A 20269-nucleotide genomic window follows, 5' to 3' on the forward strand; every position below is an offset into this window, starting at 1 on the left:
ATTGAGAATTGTTTTCAGTAAGGGGGTCAGGTCGGCCAGCGGGTATCGACGATGTCGAACGCGTGGGGCAGCCTGGCCCGGTACCGCGCCTTGTCGGCCGCCTTGAACGGGGCCCACCACGGCGCCTGGAACAACCCGAGGACGTTGGCCTTGGGACCCGCGTAACCCGAGGCCAGCAGTACGCCGTTGGCGGCATAGCGGCCGCCTTCGTTGGCGCCCTCCATCGTGGTGACGTTCTGGTCGGTCTTGATCCACTCACCGGCCAGGAACAGGTTGTCGATCCCGGTGACGGCCTCCGGCCGGCGCGCCCACGACCCCGGGTCCTGGATGAACAGCGGTTCGTCGTTGCGCACATTGGGCGTGCCCGAGTCGATGATCGACGGGTCGAGAAACCACGAATGCACCATCTGGTCCGTCACCACGATGCTGGTGTCGTTGAGATGGGCCTTGATCTGTGCCCAGGCCTCGGCGGCGATCTGCGGCGGGGTGCACTGCCGGGCGCTGAGCCCGTTGAAATTTCCCTGCGTGCTCCAATCCGAGATGATCGCCGACAGACAGTCTTTGACGGTGCCGTCCCCATAGGTCGTCAGCGGTCGCTTCCAGAACTGGGCCTCACTGATGGAGGTGAGCCCCCACCCGGAGTCGACGTAGTTGACGTGCCCCTTGGTGACGTCGACGCGTTCGCGCAGAAAGAACATCAGACCGTTCATCCACTCAGTGCGCAACGCCGCCACCGAGGCAAGCTTGGGATCGGCGGCGATCACGTCGGGGGTCAGCACCGCCGCGAGTTTTTCGCACGGCACCGCGGAGATGTACCAGTCGGCGACCACCGGTTGGGCCACCCCGTTGCCGTCCACCACCGTGGCCGACGCGATGTGCCTGCCGTTGGGAGTCAGCCGCGCCAGTGCCTGCCCGAGCCGGAACGTCACCCCGAGCGACTGCAGGTGGGCCACCCAGGGATCGATCCACTGGGTGCTGGTGGGGCCGTTGAGCACCCGGTCGAATCCCTTGTTGTCGATGTCGTTGCCCAGCAGCAGGATCGACCACACTGAAGCCTCGCCGACCAGCCCGATCGAATGGGCACTGGCGTCCTTGGACTTGGACGCGGCCAGGTTCCGGATGATGCCGTCGGCGAGGTAGCGGTTGTACTCCTTGCTCTTGTGGTCCGCCCCGATGAATTTCTCCCAGGTCATGTTGTCCCACTGGCCGAGCTTGCGCTCGTCGCAGCTGGTGACGTAGACCGCCAGCTTCTGCGCGGCGTACACCGCCTCCAATGGCGGCAGCCGGAACAACGTCTGGAACACCGCGGCCACCGACTCGGTGAAGGCCTTCGGGGTGATCGGGTTGGGCAAGGTCGGGATCGGAAACGGCAGCGGGATCGTCAGATCCGCCCGCCCCAACCCCGAGTGCAGGTATGACGTGGCCCGGGTCAGGTTCTGCCAGACCCCGAATGTGTTGCCGGCGAAAGGAATGCGCCGCATGGTGTCGGTGACATTGCGGTAGAAGCCCGGGAAGAACCGGAAGCCGTGCTCGGCCGGCAGCGGGCTGCCCGACGGGGACGGCGCCGGAATCGACCGCGCCTTGCCGCCCAACGCTTTTCGCTCGAACACCGTGACCCGGTACCCGCGCTCCGCCAGTTCGTGCGCGGCGGTCAGGCCGGCCACACCGGCGCCGAAGATCGCGACCGTGGAGCCCGGTGCGGCGCGCGCGGTCGCCGGCCTGCTCAGCGCGGCCGCGGCCACACCGGCCGTGGCCGTTCCGGCCAGAAATGACCTCCGCGAAATGTGACGTTCCCCAACCCCACCCGACATACCGACACCACCTCAGTTCGGCAACCCCTGTGGGCGCTAAGTTAATCGTGATTCTGCCGCGGGCCCCGCCCGACACGCCGAGTTGAATTCACGCGAAAGTAAGGCGATCAATTGATCACAAACTTGGGCCTCGCACCGTTGAAGACCTCACAAGACGGGTCGGATCGACTCGAGAATGACCATTCACTTAATTCTTGCGAACGCGTCCCGAAATGTGACATGCTCCACAGGCGACCGGGGGGTCGAAACGTGCTCCAGCACAGCCGGTGGTCACCGGTCGGCCCCGCGCATGCCACGACAAGCGGGGAAGGAACTCGATGACCTACGAGCTACCGGCGTCCAAGGGGCCCGTTCGGGACGTCCTGGTCCAGGGCGGCTACGTGCTGGGTTTCTCGGTGCAGGCGCTGGTCAGCGTCGTTACCGCGGTGGTGCGCCGGCGCCTGGTGCTCGACGAGGTCGTCAACCAGACCCTGTTCATCGGCCGGGTGTGCACCGGCCCGGCCCTGCTGCTGATGATGCCGATCGGGGTGTTCATCGCCGTGTCGGTCGGTGAGCTGGCCGGGCGCATCGGCGCCGGCGGCTACTCGGGCGCGGTGGTGGCGTTCATCATCGTCGGCCAGGCCGCGGCCCTGGTGTGCGCACTGATGATGGCCGGCGTGGCCGGTTCGGCGATCTGCACCGACCTGGGATCGCGCACCATCCGCGAGGAGATCGACGCGATGGAGGTCATGGGTCTCGACGTGATCGAGCGGCTCGTCGCACCGCGACTGGTCGCCGCCGTCATCGTGGCCCTGGCCCTGTGCTCGATCGTCACCTTCGGTGGCGTGATGGCGTGCTACCTGTACCACATCAGCGTGCAGCACCTGCCGGCCGGAACGTTCCTGGCCACGTTCAGTCAGTACGGCCAGGTGTCGGATTTCGTTATGGCACTGATCAAGTCGGCGGTGTTCGGCCTCACCGCAACGCTGGTCGCCACCTTCAAAGGCCTGCACACCAAGGGCGGCGCCGGCGGTGTGGCCAACGCCGTGAACGAAGCCGTGGTACTGGCCTTCGCCCTGGTCTTCATCCTGAACACGACCATGTCCGCGCTGTACACCGTGGTGGTTCCGGCCGTGGGCAGTTACCGATGACCGCGCTTTCCAGCAGCGCTGCCCTGCACCGGATCTCGCGACCCGCAGTCGCCGGGTACGACGCGCTCGCGGTCGCCGGTCAGCACGTCACGTTCTACGCCAAGGTCCTCGGCTCACTGCCGTATGCCCTGGTGCGTTACCGCAAGCACACCCTCGGCCAGATCGGCGAGGTCACCTTCGGCACCAGCTCCCTACTCTCCGGCGGCGGCACCATCGGCATCGTGTTCGCGATGTCGCTGGCCGCGGCGATGATGCTGGGCGTCGAGACCCAGCGCGGCCTGGACCTGGTCGGGATGAACACCCTGTCGGGGATGCTGGCCGCGATCGCCAACACCCGCGAACTCGCGCCGGTCGTGGTGGCAATCGCCCTGGCGGCCAAGGTCGGAACGGGCTTCACCGCGCAGATAGGGGCCATGCGGATCTCCGACGAGATCGACGCGCTCGACGCCATGGCACTGCGGTCCATTCCCTACCTGGTCGGCACCCGCGTACTGGCCTCGGTGGTCTGCGTCATCCCGATCTACATGATCGGCCTGCTGGCCAGCTACCTCTCCACCCGGACCGTGGTGGTGATCTTCAACGGCGCCTCCCCCGGCACGTACGACTATTTCTTCCATCTGGCCCTCGGCCCGCGGGACCTGCTCTATTCCGGGATCAAAGCCGTCGTCTTCGCGATCGTCGTCGCCCTGGTGCACTGCACGTACGGCTACTTCGCCTCGGGCGGGCCCGCCGGGGTGGGGCAGGCGGCCGGCCGGGCGTTACGCACCGCGATACTGGCCGTCGGCATCCTCGACGTGCTACTCACCTTCGCACTGTGGGGCCTGGTCCCCGAGATCCCCGGGATGGGAATGTGAAGCGCCTCAAGCGGTTCGGCAGGCGCCGCAGGTATTCGGAGCCCAGCCGGGCCAGGCTGGCGCTGCGCGGCCTGGCCGCCGCCACCGTGGCGGTAGCAGTGGCCGCGGTGCTGGTGGCCCGGGCCTCGGGACACCTGGAACGCAGTGCCGATGTGTTCGTGGGGGTTCCGGTGTCGGCCGGGCTCATCACCGGCGGGTCCCCGGTGCGCTACCACGGCGTGAACGTCGGGCGCATCGCCGACATCGAGTCGGGCACCCACACGTCCCGGGTCAAACTCGCGATCGAGCCCGACAGCCTCGGCATCATCCCGTCCTCGGCCGTCGCGCGGATCGTGCCCCGCACCTTCTTCGGCGACATCTACCTGCAACTCGTCGACCCGAAAGGCAACCGGTCGGCGACGGGCCTGAAGGCCGGCGACACCGTGTCGATCGACGACAGCCCCGATGCGATGGCCCTCTACGACGTGTTCACCAAGATCGTCGACCTGTTCTCGCAGATCAAGCCCGAGCGCATGCAGACCGCCCTCACCGCGATCAGCCAGTCGCTGCGCAACCGCGGTACCGAACTGGGCTCCACGATCGACAACCTGAGCGCCAGCGCGCAGGTGCTGACCCCGTCACTGGTGCGATTCCTCGACACCACACCGCAATTCCGGGACGTGATGGCCTCGCTGAACGCCGCCACCCCCGACATCATCTCGACGCTGTCGGCGGCGACGTCGGTGTCCAACCGGATGGTCGACGACCAGAAGAAGTTCGCTTCGGCCATCGACGGTTTCGCCCGGTTCTCGTCGGTGCTCACCTCGTTCATGTCCGATCACCGCGAACAGTTGATCACCGTGGTGGATTCGGCTGGCAAGATCATGGCGACCACTGCCGCCCAGCCGCTGGGATTGCTCGACACCCTGGCCGGCGCGCAGTCGTTCGGTGAGGCCGGCGCCAAGGTGTTCGCGACGGGTAAGTTCAACATCACCGCCGTGGCGACCTTCGCCGGGCCGATGCCGTACTCGATGCAGGACTGTCCGGTCTACGGCACCACCCAGGGCGCGCGCTGCGCCGAATCGGCACCGTCGGGCCAGGTTCCGGATCAGCCCGCCGACGTGCTGGCCCGCCCGGCCGCCGACCTTCCGGTCACCCCGTTCACGGCGCCGGCGCCGCACCTGCCGACGAACTCGTATCTGCCGCCGGGCCCCGGGCTGCCGCAGTCGGCGCCCATACCCACGGAACCGCTTCCCGCCGAAGCGGTTCCGGGATCCGCACCGGGAGCGGCGCCCGCGTCCGCGGTCGTCGACGCCGACGGCCAGGCCCACGCCCTGGCAGTGCTGCAGGACGAACTTGTACCCCCGGCCGGCGCTCCCTCGACCCAACCGAACATCGCCACGGTACTGATGCTGGGCCCGCTGGTACGCGGCACGGAAGTGCAGGTCTCATGAACCGGAACGGACGGTGGCAGTCGTGGGTCAAGCTCGGCGGCTTCAGCACGGCCGGGGTGCTCAGCGCAGTGCTGGTGATCAACACGCTGTCGGTGCCGGTGCGCGGTAGCACCGTCAACTACCAGGCGCAGTTCAGCAGCGTCGAGGGGCTCAACGTCGGAAACCCGGTGACCATGAACGGCATTCGGATCGGGCGGGTGGACTCGATCCGGTTCGCCCCCAACACCGACGGCACCAGCCGGGCCGACGTCGACATCGAGGTCAACTCCGACTTCACCCTGACCAGCAACGTCACCGCGGCGGTGCGTTACGGCGACATGCTCGGTGCCCGTTATGTGGCCCTGTCCGATCCGGGCGGCGCCATCATGGACGTCTCCACCGACGAACCGCCGGCGCGACTGGCCGCCGGGGGCGTCATCCCCCTGGCCCAGACCTCGCCCGCGGTCGATCTGACCGCACTGCTCAACGGATTCAAGCCACTGTTCGACGCGCTGGCCCCCGAACAGGTCAACACATTGACCCGGGGATTCGTCGAGACGTTCAGTGGTCAAGCCCAGACCCTGACGACGTTGCTCACCCAGATCGCCGCAATGACTTCGTCTTTGAGCAACAACGCGGGGATATTCACCCAGCTCATCGACAACATGTCGACGTTGATGCGCACGATGAACACCCGCCAGCCCCAGCTGGAGCAGATGCTCACCGGGCTCAACCGGCTCAGCGCAGCGGTGACCTCCGGTGACCGGCAGTTCGAAATGCTCATCGACCAGGGCAACGCCGTGCTGGCCACCCTGGCCAACACGGTCAACAACTCCAGTGCCGCCTACGGAGACACCATCACCAATCTCAACTCCATGCTGCAGACCTGGCAGCCCAACACCGAGGAGTTCACCAAGCTGCTGACCCGGTTGCCGGAGTTCGGCGATGCCATCAACCGGACCTCCAGCTACGGCGGGTTCGTCAGCCTGTACCTGTGCAACTTCACCCTCAAGATCCGCAGCCACGAAGCCAACATCTTCGGCTACACGCATTCAGAGGTGTGTCAGTAGATGTTTCTCGTCAAACTGATCGACCTCTTCGTCGGCGCGGTGATCTTCCTCTTCGTGAAGGATCAGCGCAAACACAACCCGTCAATCCCATTGGCGCTGGGCATGATCGGCACCATCACTCTGGTGGCCATCATGGTCGTCTCGATCGGGATTCCCCGCGCGGTCTACCACGTGCGGACCAACTCCTATGTCGCCGAGCTGGCCAATGCCAGCGGGCTGACCGGGGGCGACCCGGTGTACGTCGCCGGGGTCCCGGCCGGGCGGGTGGAGGATGTGGCCCTGGCCGTCGACCGGGTCCGGGTCGGCTTCCGGCTGGACAAGGCCCAGGCGCTCGGCAACCGCACCACGGTCACGGTGCGGCTGCGGACCGTGCTGGGTAAGCGGTTCCTCGATGTCATGCCGGCCGGAACCGTCAACGGTTTGGACTCCAACGTCATTCCGTTGTCGCGCACCACGGTTCCGTACAGCCTCGACGAAGTCGGGCGCAAGGCCGCCGACACCGCCGAGCACGTCGACCAGCAGCCCCTGACGGCGATGATGAACACCTTGGCCGAGACCATGCCCGGCAACAGCACCGAGCTCGGCCAGGCTTTGGCCGGGATCAGCGCCGCCAGTTCGGCCTTCGCCGACAACGGCGACAAGATCGACGAAATCCTGCGGATCAGCCGGTCGATGGCCGAAATGCTGTCGCACCAGACAGATTCGCTGGCCGACACCGCGGCCAATGCCCAGTACATCGTGTCCTCACTGGCCGCGCGTCGCCAGGCGCTGTCCGACATCGTCACCAACCTGACCGCGATCATGCGGCATCTGGCGGCGATCTACACCGACAAGCAGGCCGATTTCGGCAGTTTGATCAGCGGCCTCACCGCGGTCACCGGAACCCTGAAAGCCAACGTGGACAAGATCGACCAGACCCTGCAGAAGATGCCGCCGGCGATCCGCGCGGTCACCAACTCCACGGGCAACGGCAATTGGGCCGACGTCAACTCGCCGTCCGTGGTGATGCCCGACAACCTGTTGTGCTTCCTCAACGTCCAGCGGGAGTGCCGATGACGCGCAGAATTGTGACCGCGCTCGTCGTCGTCGTGTGCGTGGCCGCCGGCGGCTGGTACGTGTTCGGCCGCACCGACCGGGCCCGCACGGTGCACGCCGACTTCGGCTACATCAACGGCATCTACCCGGGCAGCAAGGTGACCGTGCTCGGGGTGCCGGTGGGGCGGGTCACCGCGGTGACCCCACAGGGCACCACCGTGCGGGTCACCATGACGCTGCCCGACGACGTCGCGCTGCCCGCCGAACCCGATGCCTACGTGGTGAGCCCGGCGCTGATCAGTGACCGCAGCGTCGAACTCGGCCCCGCCTACAGCGGAACGGGCCCCACCCTGGCCGACGGACACGTCATCGGGGCCGACCACAGCCACTCCCCGATCACCTTCGACACCATGCTGGGCAGCCTGAGCACACTGACCTCGGCGATCGGGCCGCAACAGGGAGACATCGGCGCGGTGCTCACCCGCGGCGCCGACCAGTGGCGCGATCAGGGCAAGCTGTTCAACTCCGCGATGCGCAACCTCAGTGCGGCCAGCGGTGTGCTCGGCGCCCGGGCCGAGGACATCGGCGCCGTGGTGGACAACCTCAGCACCCTGATGGCCGCCTTCAACCAGCGTCAGGTTTCGCTGAACCAGATGGTCGACGAACTCGGTCAGGTCGGCGGTAGCTGGGCCGACGCCAACGTCGACATCGCCCAGCCCATGGCCGATCTGAAAGTGGTGCTCGATCAGGTCGACACCTTCGTCACCCAGCACGGTGACGATCTGGGCACGATCGCGGCCAACCTCAACGCCGTCGGCGATGTGCTGACCGCCAAGCAACCCCAGCTGGCCGAGTTCATGGACCTGGTGCCGCTGATGATGCAGAACCTGTCCAACACCGTCGGCCAGGACCGGCGCGGCCGGATCCGGCTGAACGTGTCCACGGTGCTGTCGCAGTTCGCCGCGGCCCAGAACTTCTGCGACCGCAACATGCTGCCGATGTGTGTGGGTGCCGGGATCACCAACCCGATCTCCTACCCGATCAGCCGGTCTGACCCGCTGGGCATCGTGTCCGCCGTCACCGGTAATGCCCCGGCTCCGAACCCGAAGTACCCGAGGTGAACGTGCCTAGATTCCTGCCCAAACCCACCCTGCGGGGCGCGGCCGTCGGTTGCGCGGTGGTGGTCGCCGCCGCGAGCGTATGGGCGTTGAGCGACATCGGAATTCAGGACCTGCCGCTTGGCCGCACCTCACCGAGCGACACCATGGCAGTCACGGTGGTGCTGCCCACGGCCGACGGCATCACCATCGGGGCCGACGTGCGCAACGGGCAGAAAGTGGTGGGCCGGGTCAGCGGGATGACCCTGGCCGCCTCGGGCGCGTCGGTGCAGCTGAGCCTGGCCGACGCCGACGGCCTGGACTCCGCGACCGTGGCCAGCGTGGAACTGCCGTCGGCCCTTGGCAATCCGTTCGTCCGGCTCAGCAGCGCACAGCCGGCTCCCCAGCGGGCGTTGCGCGACGGAGACGTGATCCCGCCCAGTCACACCGAGCTGGGGCCGCAGATCGAGAGCGCACTGGCCACCTTCGGGGCGCTGCTGTCCCGCAGCGGCGTCGATCAGCTGGCCACCATCGTCACCGAACTGGACAAGGCCTTCGCCGGCCGGGCCGACAAGGTGCGCGGACTGATCGACTCGATGTCGCTGCTGGCCGCCAAGGCCTCCGAGCATCAGGGCGAGTTCGATCAGGCAATGAGCCTGGCCGCCAACATCACCGGCCAGTTCGGCCACGAGCAGAAAACCGTTGCCGGCTACCTCGACGCCGTGCCCAAGGTGGTGGCGATGCTCGATGTCCAGCGGGCCAAGTTGCAGACGCTGTTCTCCTCCACCACCGCGCTGGCCGCCACCGCCAACAGTGTGCTCTCCTCGACCGATCTGAACGCCATGGTGACCGACGCCGGCACCGTCGTGCAGACCATGGGCGCGTTCAACGACCGGCTCGGCGGGATGCTCACGGCGATGAACAACTTCCTGGAGAAGTTCGGCAACTCGGTGCACGGCGACTACCTGATGTTCGATGGTGCCCTGGACATCCCGGGCACCATCGACAAACTCCTCACCGGAGGGTTGATCGTCAACGGCACCCCGATCACCGGGGACGTCGCCTTGGAAGGGTTCTTGTCGGGAGGTCTGAATTGAGACGCCTGGTAGTGGTTCAGCTGGCGATCTTCGCAGCGATCGCCGTGATCGTCATACCGTTCGGCATCCGCTATGTGGCCGGGCCGCAAGGCTTCCGGACACCGATGACCCTGACCGCGACGATGAGCGACGCGTTCGGACTCACCGCGGGCACCAGCGTCACCGTTCGCGGGGTGCAGGTCGGCACCGTCGACGACGTGTGGCTGTCCCCCGACGGCACCGCGATGGTGCGGCTGGCGATCGACCCCGACACCCGGATCCCGCGCGACGCGATCCTGACCGTCGGGATGGGCACGGCCGCCGGCATCCAGAGCGTCGACATCATGCCGCAATCCGATGCCGGTCCGTACCTGGCTTCCGGTGACACCATCGCCGCACCGGCCGACCGCCAACCGATCCAGATGGACCGGATCATGGGCGACACCGCACAATTGGTGAAAGGCATCGACACCCGGGCGGTGAGAGACGTCGGCACCGAACTGTCGAACGCCTTCGACGGGCTGGGGCCGGATCTGGCCATGCTGATCGACAACGCGTCGGACATGTCCACCCGCATCCGGAACCAGACCGGGCAACTGCAGCCGCTGATCGAGGGCACCGCGGAGCTGGTCACCACCATGGCCGGTCAGGGTGACCCGTTCGTGCGCGGCATGGCCGCCAGCTCACGGTTGGCCAATCAACTCGACGGCAGTGGCCCGGCGTTCCTGTACCTGACCGATCGATCACCGGCCGCACTGAAGTCCCTGCAGCGGGTGCTGGATACCTATCAGGGCACGTTCGGCGCCACCCTGGCCAACCTGGCCACCGTCACCCCGATCATCGGCGACCGCACCGATTCGCTGCAGACCGGGCTCTCGACCATCCCGAAGGGCCTGCAGGATCTGACGTCGATCGTCAAGGTCGACGCCACCGGCCAGACCCGGGCGGATTTCTCGCTGATCGCCACCCAGGGCCCGGTGTGCAACTACGACGTCGACCGCCGGGCCATCGGCGATGTCAGTCCCACCGAACCCAACCTGGTGATGTACTGCCCGCCCGCACCCGACATGCTGATGCGGGGGGCGGTCAACGCACCCCGACCCAACGATCTCGGCCTGCAGAACTCACAGATCCCCGGACATCCGATCGGACCCGAGGTGGTCAGTGACCCGGTCAAGATCCCGACCCTGGCCCAGCTGGCCTACAAATGGCGCAGCATCCTGAAAGGTGGCCCGCAGTGAGCAAATCCGACGAGTCCGATGGCACCGACGACACTGTCGACGACGACCGCAAGGAATCGGTGCTGACATTGGACAAGCCCTCGGAAGATGTCACTGAAGATGTCGCCGAGGACGCCCAGGAACCTGACGTCGACGAGACCGGGTCCGAGGACTCCGAACCCACTTCGCCCGGTCGGCTCAAGCGCCGGATCGCAACCGGTCTGGTCGCGCTGCTGGCGGTTGCCGCCGTGGCAGCGCTGGTCGTGTTGTCGCTCGGCGAATACCACCACCGCCGCGACGACGCACTGCGCACCGACGCTGTAGCGATATCGCGCGACTATCTGGTGGCGATGGCCGCGTTCGACTACCAGAAAATGGACGCCAACCGTGAGCACATCGTCGCCAATTCCACCCCCGGATTCGCGGCCAAGTACGACGAGATGGTCAAGGCGCTGCGCGACATCGTGGTGACCAGCAAGGGCGTCGCGACCGCAACGGCCGATCACGTGGTCGTCGACACCCTCGACGGCGACACCGCGACCGTCGTCGCCTTCGTCGATCAGCACGTCACCAATGTGACTGCGCCGCAAGGCAGTAATCAGAAGTACCGGATGGTGGTCAAGCTCGTGCGCAGCGGTGACCGCTGGATCGTCGACGACGTGCAGACCGTGTAACCCGCTGTTCGCCCTGTTTCACCCCCGAGAGGAGTCCCCATGCCAGCGACGTACGTGGACCTGGCCGCCGAGCCGCGGCTGACCACCGCCGAGACCCGCATCACCGTCACACAGCGGGTACCGCGGTGGATCCGCAAGAAGCATGTCGACCTCTCGGACGCGCTGGACTTCTGGTCCGCCGCCGGAGCGGCGGCCAATGTCATCATGCAGATGAGCTGGCCCGAAGTGGGGTACGGCGTCGCCGAAAGCCGGGTGGAATCAGGAAGTTTGGTGCACCACCCGTGGAAGCGCCTGCGCACCACGGCGCAATACCTGACCGTGGCGATCCTCGGCACCGACGAGGAGAAGAACGCCTACCGCGAAGCCGTCAACGTTGCGCACCGGCAGGTTCGGTCCACCGAGGACAGTCCGGTCAAGTACAACGCGTTCAACCGCGAACTGCAGTTGTGGGTGGCAGCATGCCTTTTCATCTTCTACGAGGACACCCATCAACTGCTCTACGGCACGATGACCGAAGAACAGGCCGAAACCTTCTACCAGAGCGCGATGACCATCGGCACCACGCTGCAGGTCCTCGAGGAGATGTGGCCGGCCACCAGGGCGGACTTCGACGCTTACTGGAACACCGCATGCGAACGCGTCGAGATGACCCCGTTCGTCCGGGATTACCTCATGGTCCTGGTCGAATTGCGCATGATCAACTGGCCGATGCGGAAGATGCTGGCGCCGCTGCTGCGGTTCCTGACCATCGGATTCCTGGCACCGGTGTTCCGCGACGCGATGGAATTGGAGTGGACCGATACCGACCGGCGCCGCTTCGAGCATCTCTTTCTGTTCGTGGCGTTCGTCAACCGCTTCCTGCCGAAGTCACTGCGCAACGGCAACTATGCGGTGCTGATGAAGGACCTGCGCCGCCGGATCCGCCGCAAGAAGGCGCTGATCTGACCTCCGTGGCGGCCGGGCTCGGCTCGGACACCATGCTGTCGCGTTATCTGCAGGACCGGCGGTTCCTGTTCGTCCTGCCGAGAGCCGTCTGCCTGCAGTCCCTGCATCCGACGATCGCCACCGGGATCACACAGCACGCGCTGTTGCACCGACGGGTGTGGTTGCACCACAAACGCACGGTGACCCAGGCGATCAGGATCGCCTTCACCGACGTCGACATGCGCCCCTACATCCGGTTCGCACACGAGGACGTCAAGGGTCGGGACCCGGACGGGAACAAGTACCACGCGCTGAATCCCGACGTATTCCACTTCCAGCACGCCACGTACGTGGAAAGCATTGTGATGATGGTCAATACATTCATCCGGAAGCTGGACGAAGGTGAGCACGAGCGGCTCTACCAGGAGTGCTGCGCGTGGTATCGGCGTTACGGCATCTCCACGCGCCCGATGCCGGCGAGCTGGCCCGAGTTCTGCACCTACTTCGAGGACGCCTGCCGCACCCAGTTGGTGGCGGGCGAACACTTCGAGCCGTTCCGCCGGCAGATGTTCGCGCCGACGGACTGGTGGCCGCGGGCCGTGCCGCGCCGGGCGATCCGGGCGATGCAGCATCCGAGGGCGGCCGAGCTGACTGGGACGGTGATCACCCCGCGCGATCGGCGGTCTCTGCGGCGGTTCGTGCTGACCAGTCGCGTGCTGGCCTGAAGTCGAACCGCAGCAAGCCTCTCCTTCGGGACACATCGCGACGACATCGTCAAAGAACTTGACGCCCAGGCGGGCCACCCGGTCAATACACTCGGCCGCGTGGCAAAGAAACCTTGGGACGGTGACCGACCGCTGACACCGCGCACAGTGCTGGAGAGAAAGAAGGTAAACGCGCGGGGCCTGTCCTTCACCTTCGCCACGGAGCAGATTTCCGCACCGACGGACTGGTGCAGCTTCGATGAGGACCACCACCTGATGTATGTGTATCGGCACGGAGCGATGCGGTCGATGACGACGCTGCTCGACTGGGGCCCTTCTGGCCAAGTCCCACCCAGTACCGGCGACATCTGGTGGAAGCCGGCCGGAATACCCTGTGCCGCACTGGTTCAGGGGAACGTGGCCCGATACTGCGAGATCGGCATCCCCGGCCACGCGATCGGTGACACGGCACTGCTCCCCCGGGTCAAGTACAAAGACCTCCTGGTCCATCACCTGATCGAGGAGATCTACGGTGTCGCCGGCCGCGAAGACGCGGTGGCCCGGTTACTGACGGACTCGCTCGCCGAGACGATCCGGCTGTTGATCGTCGACACCTGCACGGCCGCCCGACCGCAAAAACAGCACCAGCGAACCACTCTGGACGCCGCGACCCGCTCGGCGATCGTGGCCTATCTGACCGACAGCCTCGATTCCGAGATCACACTCGATGGGCTCGCCGAACTGGCCGAGATGCCCGTGAGCACGTTCAGTCAGGCATTTCGCCGGTCCTTCCACACCACGCCATACCAGTTCGTACTGGAACGCCGGATCGCCCGCGCCCAGACACTGTTGCTGACGACAGCACTGTCGATCAGCGACATCGCCACGAAAGTCGGGTTCCCGAACCGTAGTCACTTTGCCACCGCTTTCAAGCGGCGCGTCGGTATATCACCGAGCGAGTACCGCGCCAAAGAGTAAACGTGCTGGTACACAACGAGGCACTCCCTTCACATCCTCCTCAGCGCGAGGCACCCCTGGAGATCTTTTAGCAATGTGAAGATTCGCAGCTTGCAGGAATTGAAACGTGTTTCAGAATGCGAATGTTTCACAGGTTTCTTTCAGCTACGTTCGCTCGGTCAGTGATCGCTGACACGTTTCACGATCTAGAAGGAGACCGAGTTGCACCTCGCACTACGGCCTTATGTGACCGCCGGCGTGGCGATTGTCGGGGCCGGCATCATTGCGGCCACCCCCATCACCGCGGCGGCGCCCGAGATCCAGAACCGCGCGGTGACGCTGTCGGCCGCGGTGCAGACCCTGGACCTGCCCAGCCCCGCCGATGCCAGCCCGTTCGCGGCGATCCTCGGCGATGCCAACCCGTTCGCAGCACCCCTGGCTGAGTCCTCGCTCGTGGATCCCATTGGGCGGTGGGCCGAGGTGTTCGAGCTGACATCCAGCAACCTGACGAAGCTCTTCCAGAACGCGCTGGCCGAGCCGGCGCCGGTCCTACGCCAGATCATCGCCAATCAGACCGGCTACGCCGAACTTGTCGGCGAGTCACTGTCGACGACGGTCCAGAACTTGATCAATGCGGCGACCATCTACATTCCGGAATATCTGGAAGAGGCGCGCCTCAAGTTCGAGGCCGGTGACATCATGGGCGTCGGCAACGTCATGTCGCGCGCCACCCTGACTATCGCGTCGACCCTGTTCCCGATGCTCAATCTCCTCTCCATCCCCAACCAGATGGTCGGCAATCTGTCCTCCGTGCTGAATCTTCTGTCCTACAAATCATTCATCGATGTAGGGCTGGTAGGCCAGGTCGGCATGGGGTACGTCAGCCTCATCCAGGGCTACGTGTCAGCGGGCGCCGCTCGCATCGGGCAGGACCTTTACGACGCCGTCAAGACTGGCGACATGGTGAAGTTCGCGAGCACGATCATCAACGCACCGGCCGATACCGTCAGCTCGATCCTCAACGGGTCCTATGTGCCTCCTCGACGCCCCGGAGCGCCCGGCAGCTGGACCGCCGGGCTCTTCAGCCCTGACCGGGGGTACGCCCCGCTGCGCGCGATCCTGATCGACGTTCCCAAGGCCATCGCCGCGGCGATCACTCCGCCCGCCGCGCCGGCCACCGCACGTCTGGCGGCCGGAACCACCTCGGAAACAACAGGATCCGAGTTGGCCGGTGCCGACAACACACTCGCAGCCATCACTGCGGTCGACGACGCTACCGTGAAGCCCGAAGCCGAACCGGCCGATACCGGCGCCGCGGTGACCGGACCGGCAGAGACGCCATCGGAAACCACCACCCCGGTGTCATCGGAAACCGAAACGGCTCCGGCCGCCGACGAATCCGAGACGCCCGCCGCCATCCCGGAGAAGGCAGGCACCAAGCCGACTTACCGGCTGGTGCGGGACAGCATCGTCGCAGTGCCCGGTAAGTCCACCGTCGAGGGCACCGCGGGTGACAAGGTGCTCAAGCCCGGCAAGGTAGTCAGCGAGAAAGTTTCGGCGACCGTCGACAAGATCGGTCAGAAGATCAAGAAGGCCTTCGACAAGCCCGCCAAGAAGGCCGCGTCAGCCGACAAGACCGCCGGCAGCAAGACCGGAAAGTCCGACAAGAGCAGCAACTCCGAATAGCAGTACCACGCAAGGTAATCGGCCCTCTCGCTCAGGCGAGAGGGCCGATCTCCATCTGTATGTGTGTGCGCGGAATGCTGCCTCGACGCGGAATGCCCGGCGGGTGTTCAGGGAGACGGCTTGGTCGCCGCGTGCAGGGCCACGATGCCACCAGTCAGGTTGCGCCACTTGACCTGTGACCACCCGGCCTCGCCGATGCGCCGGGCCAGCTCGGCCTGATCCGGCCACGCGCGAATCGACTCGGCCAGATAGACGTAGGCGTCCGGGTTACTGGACATCGCGGTCGCCATCCGTGGCAGCGCCTGCATCAGGTACTCCTTGTACACCGTGGCGAACGCACCGTTGGTCGGCGTCGAGAACTCACACACCACCAACCGGCCGCCGGGCCGCGTCACGCGGGCCATCTCACGCAGACCCGCCACGTGGTCGACGACGTTGCGCAGCCCGAAGCTGATGGTGACCGCGTCGAACACCCCGTCGGCGAACGGCAGCCGGGTGGCGTCGGCACCCACCTTGGGCACGGGACGTCCTGCCCCCGCGGCGAGCATGCCGACCGAGAAGTCCGCCGCCACACACCAGGCACCCGACGTCGCCAACTCGACCGTCGACACCGCGGTGCCCGCGGCCAGGTCCAGCACCTTGTCACCGGGCCCGATCCCCAGCGCCGCGCGGGTCTGCCGGCGCCAGAAGCGGTCCTGCCCGAGCGAGAGCACGGTGTTCGTCAGGTCGTAGCGCCGCGCCACGGCATCGAACATCGACGCCACTTCGTGGGGGTTCTTCTCCAGGCTCGCTCGACTCACGCCGCCGACGCTACCCGTACTCATCTCTGTGAACTTCCTGCGACCGGGAATTGGCGCTCACCGGCACGCCTTGAACCTGATCATGAGTGAAAAAGTGTGGTTCATCACCGGTGCATCGCGCGGCTTCGGCCGGGAATGGGCGATCGCCGCCCTCGACCGGGGCGACAAGGTCGCCGCCACTGCGCGCGACACCGCCACGCTGGCCGACCTGTCCGCCAAGTACGGCGACGCACTCCTGCCGATCCGGCTGGATGTCACCGACCGCGAGGCGGACTTCGCCGCCGTCAAACAGGCCCATGACCACTTCGGCCGGCTGGACATCGTCGTCAACAACGCCGGCTACGGCCAGTTCGGGTTCATCGAGGAACTGTCGGAGGCCGACGCCCGCGATCAGATCGAGACGAACGTCTTCGGCGCACTGTGGGTCAGCCAGGCCGCGCTGCCGTACCTGCGCGCCCAGGGCAGCGGGCACATCATCCAGGTGTCCTCGATCGGCGGTATCACCGCGTTTCCCCTGGTCGGCATGTACCACGCGTCGAAGTGGGCGCTGGAAGGGTTCTCACAGTCACTGGCCGCCGAGGTCGCACCGTTCGGTGTGCATGTGACGCTGATCGAGCCGGGCGGCTTCTCCACCGACTGGGCGGGATCCTCGGCCAGACATGCTGCCCCGCTTGCCGATTACGACGAAGCCCGCGAGGCCGCGCAACGCGCCCGCGCCCAGCGCAGCGCCAAGCCCGGCGATCCGAAGGCGTCGGCCGAGGCGATGCTCAAGATCGTCGACGCCGAGAACCCGCCGCTGCGGGTGTTCTTCGGTGAGCTGCCCCTGCAGTTGGCCAGGGCCGACTACGAGAGCCGGCTGGCGACGTGGGAGCAGTGGCAGCCGGTGTCGGTGCTGGCCCAGGGCTAACCTCGCCCAGGGGAAGGTGGGCCGGTTTCGCGGCGTGAGCACGCGGGAACGCTAGGGAGATGCCGGAGAGCGTCACACAGAAGTTGATCGGTTCGCATCTCGTCTCCGGGTCGATGACACCCGGGGACGAGATCGCGATCCGGATCGACCAGACCCTGACCCAGGACGCCACGGGAACGCTCGTGATGCAGGAACTCGAGGCCCTCGGGCTCGACCGGGCCCGCACCGAGGTCAGCGTGCAGTACGTCGACCACAACCTGCTGCAGACCGATGAGAAGAACGCCGAGGACCACGAATACCTGCGGACCGCGGCGCAACATTTCGGGCTGTGGTTCTCCAAGCCCGGCAACGGCGTCTCCCACCCCACGCACATGCAACGCTTCGGGATACCGGGTAAGACGATGGTGGGTTCGGACTCCCACACCCCGGCGGCCGGATCGCTGGGCATGCTGGCGATCGGTGTCGGTGGACTCGAAGTGGCGCTGGCCATCGCCGGCGAGCCGCTGCACCTGCGGGCACCGGAGGTGTGGGGTGTCCGACTGGAAGGCGAACTCCCGCAATGGTGTTCAGCGAAGGACGTCATCCTCGAGATGCTGCGGCGCCATGACGTCAAGGGCGGCGTCAACCGCATCATCGAGTACTACGGGCCCGGCCTGGCAGGGCTGTCGGCCATGGACCGGCATGTCATCGCGAACATGGGCGCCGAGCTCGGGGCCACCACGACCGTCTTCCCCAGCGACGACGCAGTGCGTGACTTTCTCACCAGCGAGGATCGCGGTGACGACTGGACCGAACTCGTCGCCGACGACGGCGCGCAATACGACATCGACGAGGTCATCGACCTGTCGACGCTCGAACCGCTGATCGCCAAACCGTCGTCACCGGGCAACGTCGTGCCGGTGTCGGAGGTGGCGGGCGAGCCCGTCGCGCAGGTCGTCATCGGCTCCAGCGCCAATCCCGGATTACGCGACTTCGCGATCGCAGCGGCCATGGTGCACGGCCGCCAGACCTCGCCCGACGTCAGCTTCGATGTCAACCCCACCTCCCGCGAGATCCTGACCGATCTGACGAGAATGGGCGCCACGACCGAACTCGTCATCAACGGCGCGCGCATCCATCAGGCGGGCTGCATGGGCTGCATCGGCATGGGCCAAGCTCCGGCCACCGGCCGGAACTCGCTGCGGACCATGCCCCGCAACTTCCCCGGCCGGTCCGGCACCAAGGAGGATTCGGTGTGGCTGTGCTCGCCCGAAACCGCTGCGGCATCGGCGATCACCGGTGTCATCACCGACCCGCGGCAGTGGGCCGCCGACAACGGCATCGAGTACCCCGAGCTCGATCTGCCCACCCATTTCAGCGTCAACACCGCCATGCTGGTCGCTCCGGCCGCACTCGAGCAGGCCCGGACCGTCCAGGTTATCAAGGGCCCCAACATCTCCAGCCTTCCCGAGCTGGCACCGCTGCCCGAAGCAGTGACGGCCCCGGTCCTGCTCAAAGTCGGCGACAACATCTCCACCGACGAGATCTCACCGGCAGGCGCGCGTGCCCTGCCGTTCCGGTCCAACATTCCCAAGCTGGCCATGTTCAGCTTCACCCAGATCGACGAAAGCTATCCGGAACGGGCGCAGTCCGCCGAGAACGGCCACATCATCGTCGGCGGGGAGAACTACGGTCAGGGCTCATCGCGCGAACATGCCGCGATCGCGCCACGCTATCTCGGGCTGCAGGTCGTGATCGCCAAGTCCTTCGCCCGTATCCATTGGCAAAATCTCGCCAATTTCGGTGTGCTGGCACTGGAATTCGTCGATCCGGCCGACTACGACGGCGTCGCTCAGGGTGACGTGCTTTCCCTCACCAACGTACGCCAGGCGTTGACCGACGGCCTTCCGATGACCGTTACCAACGCCACGAAGGGCACGAGTTTCCCGGTGCAGCACAGACTTTCATCGCGCCAGATCCAGCACGTCCTGGCCGGCGGCCTCATCCCGTGGCTGGCCGCCCAGCAGAAGAATTAGGCCGAGAACCCCGCCGGCAAAGCGCGGATGGGCGTAGCGTCGAGCACATGCCTAAGATCACGACTTCTGACAATGTCGAGATTTTCTATCGGGACTGGGGCTCCGGCCAGCCGATCGTCTTCAGTCACGGCTGGCCGTTGTCCGCCGACGACTGGGACACGTTCATGCTGTTCTTCCTTCAGCACGGCTATCGGGTTGTCGCTGTCGACCGGCGTGGGCACGGGCGCTCCTCCCACGTGGCCGACGGCCACGACATGGACCACTACGCCGACGACCTCGCCGCGGTGGTCAAGCATCTGGACCTGCACGACGCCATCCACGTCGGCCACTCCACCGGCGGGGGTGAACTGGTGCGCTACCTGGCCCGTCACGGGCTGGATCGGGCGGCGCATGCGGTCCTGATCAGCTCGGTGCCGCCGCTGATGGTCAAGACCGACGCCAACCCGGGCGGCCTGCCCAAGTCGGTGTTCGACGATCTGCAGGCGCAGCTGGCGGCGAACCGCTCGGTGTTCTACCGCGCCCTGCCGTCGGGTCCGTTCTACGGCTTCAATCGCGAACAGGAGAAAACTCCCGAGCCTGCTCGCGAGGCGATCATCGCCAATTGGTGGCGCCAAGGCATGATGGGCGACCCCAAGGCCCACTACGACGGCATCGTCGCCTTCTCCCAGACGGATTTCACCGAGGACCTCAAGAAGATCACCTTGCCGTCACTGGTGATGCACGGCGAAGACGACCAGATCGTGCCGTACGCGGATTCTGGTCCGCTGTCGGCGAAGCTGCTGCCCAACGGGACCCTCAAGAGCTACCCCGGTTTCCCGCACGGCATGCCGACCACCCACGCCGAGACCATCATGGCGGATCTGCTGGAGTGGCTGCGGTCCTGAAACCGGTTGGAGC

18 protein-coding genes are annotated in these 20269 nt (G+C 66.1%); 16 read left to right on the forward strand and 2 right to left on the reverse strand.

All coding sequences use genetic code 11. The features are described from left to right. Nucleotides 1-26: 26 nt before the first annotated feature. A complete protein-coding gene (locus AB0876_RS19905) occupies nt 27-1811 on the reverse strand; it encodes a hydroxysqualene dehydroxylase (RefSeq protein WP_526042735.1) in 1785 nt (594 codons plus the stop codon). 317 nt (nt 1812-2128) lie between these two features. Between AB0876_RS19905 and AB0876_RS19910 the strand changes: the two genes are divergently transcribed. The 13 genes from AB0876_RS19910 to AB0876_RS19970 all read left to right on the forward strand — a co-directional run bounded on the left by AB0876_RS19910 (nt 2129) and on the right by AB0876_RS19970 (nt 15650). Further along, nucleotides 2129-2941, forward strand: a complete 813-nt coding sequence (locus tag AB0876_RS19910; protein WP_055111544.1) for an MlaE family ABC transporter permease — start codon at nt 2129-2131, stop codon at nt 2939-2941. Continuing rightward, nucleotides 2938-3795, forward strand: a complete 858-nt coding sequence (locus AB0876_RS19915) for an MlaE family ABC transporter permease (protein ID WP_088305613.1) — start codon at nt 2938-2940, stop codon at nt 3793-3795. Before AB0876_RS19910 ends, AB0876_RS19915 begins: the two co-directional genes overlap by 4 nt. Next, nucleotides 3792-5228 (forward strand): MCE family protein, encoded by a 1437-nt coding sequence (locus AB0876_RS19920; protein ID WP_526042736.1) that lies wholly within the window; start codon nt 3792-3794, stop codon nt 5226-5228. Before AB0876_RS19915 ends, AB0876_RS19920 begins: the two co-directional genes overlap by 4 nt. Beyond that, nucleotides 5225-6277, forward strand: coding sequence for an MCE family protein (locus tag AB0876_RS19925; protein WP_491841810.1), 1053 nt, complete (start codon nt 5225-5227; stop codon nt 6275-6277). The genes AB0876_RS19920 and AB0876_RS19925 overlap by 4 nt, the downstream gene beginning before the upstream one ends. Then, nucleotides 6278-7333, forward strand: coding sequence for an MCE family protein (locus tag AB0876_RS19930; protein WP_491841811.1), 1056 nt, complete (start codon nt 6278-6280; stop codon nt 7331-7333). After that, complete coding sequence (locus tag AB0876_RS19935) at nt 7330-8433, forward strand: MCE family protein (RefSeq protein WP_526042737.1); 1104 nt, start codon at nt 7330-7332, stop codon at nt 8431-8433. Before AB0876_RS19930 ends, AB0876_RS19935 begins: the two co-directional genes overlap by 4 nt. Nucleotides 8434-8435: 2 nt before the next feature. Continuing rightward, nucleotides 8436-9506 (forward strand): MlaD family protein, encoded by a 1071-nt coding sequence (locus AB0876_RS19940; RefSeq protein WP_526042738.1) that lies wholly within the window; start codon nt 8436-8438, stop codon nt 9504-9506. Further along, complete coding sequence (locus tag AB0876_RS19945; protein ID WP_526042739.1) at nt 9503-10726, forward strand: MlaD family protein; 1224 nt, start codon at nt 9503-9505, stop codon at nt 10724-10726. Before AB0876_RS19940 ends, AB0876_RS19945 begins: the two co-directional genes overlap by 4 nt. Continuing rightward, on the forward strand, nt 10723-11379 hold the full coding sequence (locus AB0876_RS19950; RefSeq protein ID WP_526042740.1) for an Rv1363c family protein: 657 nt from the start codon (nt 10723-10725) through the stop codon (nt 11377-11379). The genes AB0876_RS19945 and AB0876_RS19950 overlap by 4 nt, the downstream gene beginning before the upstream one ends. A gap of 39 nt (nt 11380-11418) precedes the next feature. Next, complete coding sequence (locus AB0876_RS19955; protein ID WP_055110359.1) at nt 11419-12324, forward strand: oxygenase MpaB family protein; 906 nt, start codon at nt 11419-11421, stop codon at nt 12322-12324. Between the two features lie 5 nt (nt 12325-12329). Further along, the gene (locus AB0876_RS19960) at nt 12330-13028 is read left to right on the forward strand and encodes an oxygenase MpaB family protein (protein ID WP_526042741.1); all 699 of its coding nucleotides are present in this window, start codon (nt 12330-12332) and stop codon (nt 13026-13028) included. 99 nt (nt 13029-13127) lie between these two features. Continuing rightward, nucleotides 13128-13985, forward strand: a complete 858-nt coding sequence (locus tag AB0876_RS19965; protein WP_491841818.1) for a helix-turn-helix transcriptional regulator — start codon at nt 13128-13130, stop codon at nt 13983-13985. Between the two features lie 201 nt (nt 13986-14186). After that, nucleotides 14187-15650, forward strand: coding sequence for a hypothetical protein (locus AB0876_RS19970; protein ID WP_526042742.1), 1464 nt, complete (start codon nt 14187-14189; stop codon nt 15648-15650). A gap of 107 nt (nt 15651-15757) precedes the next feature. On the opposite strand, the gene AB0876_RS19975 is transcribed toward AB0876_RS19970, so the two are convergent. Beyond that, a complete protein-coding gene (locus AB0876_RS19975; RefSeq protein WP_526042743.1) occupies nt 15758-16450 on the reverse strand; it encodes a demethylmenaquinone methyltransferase in 693 nt (230 codons plus the stop codon). A gap of 82 nt (nt 16451-16532) precedes the next feature. Here AB0876_RS19975 and AB0876_RS19980 point away from each other — a divergent pair, with 82 nt between their 5' ends. The 3 genes from AB0876_RS19980 to AB0876_RS19990 are packed head-to-tail and all read left to right on the forward strand — an operon-like array spanning nt 16533 to nt 20256. Then, on the forward strand, nt 16533-17357 hold the full coding sequence (locus AB0876_RS19980) for an SDR family oxidoreductase (RefSeq protein WP_526042744.1): 825 nt from the start codon (nt 16533-16535) through the stop codon (nt 17355-17357). A gap of 59 nt (nt 17358-17416) precedes the next feature. Continuing rightward, the gene (locus AB0876_RS19985; RefSeq protein WP_526042745.1) at nt 17417-19372 is read left to right on the forward strand and encodes an aconitate hydratase; all 1956 of its coding nucleotides are present in this window, start codon (nt 17417-17419) and stop codon (nt 19370-19372) included. Between the two features lie 47 nt (nt 19373-19419). Then, nucleotides 19420-20256, forward strand: a complete 837-nt coding sequence (locus tag AB0876_RS19990) for an alpha/beta fold hydrolase (RefSeq protein ID WP_064957040.1) — start codon at nt 19420-19422, stop codon at nt 20254-20256. Nucleotides 20257-20269: the final 13 nt, after the last annotated feature.

The organism is Mycobacterium sp. NPDC049093, from assembly GCF_040704635.1.
In the GTDB taxonomy this organism is placed as follows: domain Bacteria; phylum Actinomycetota; class Actinomycetes; order Mycobacteriales; family Mycobacteriaceae; genus Mycobacterium.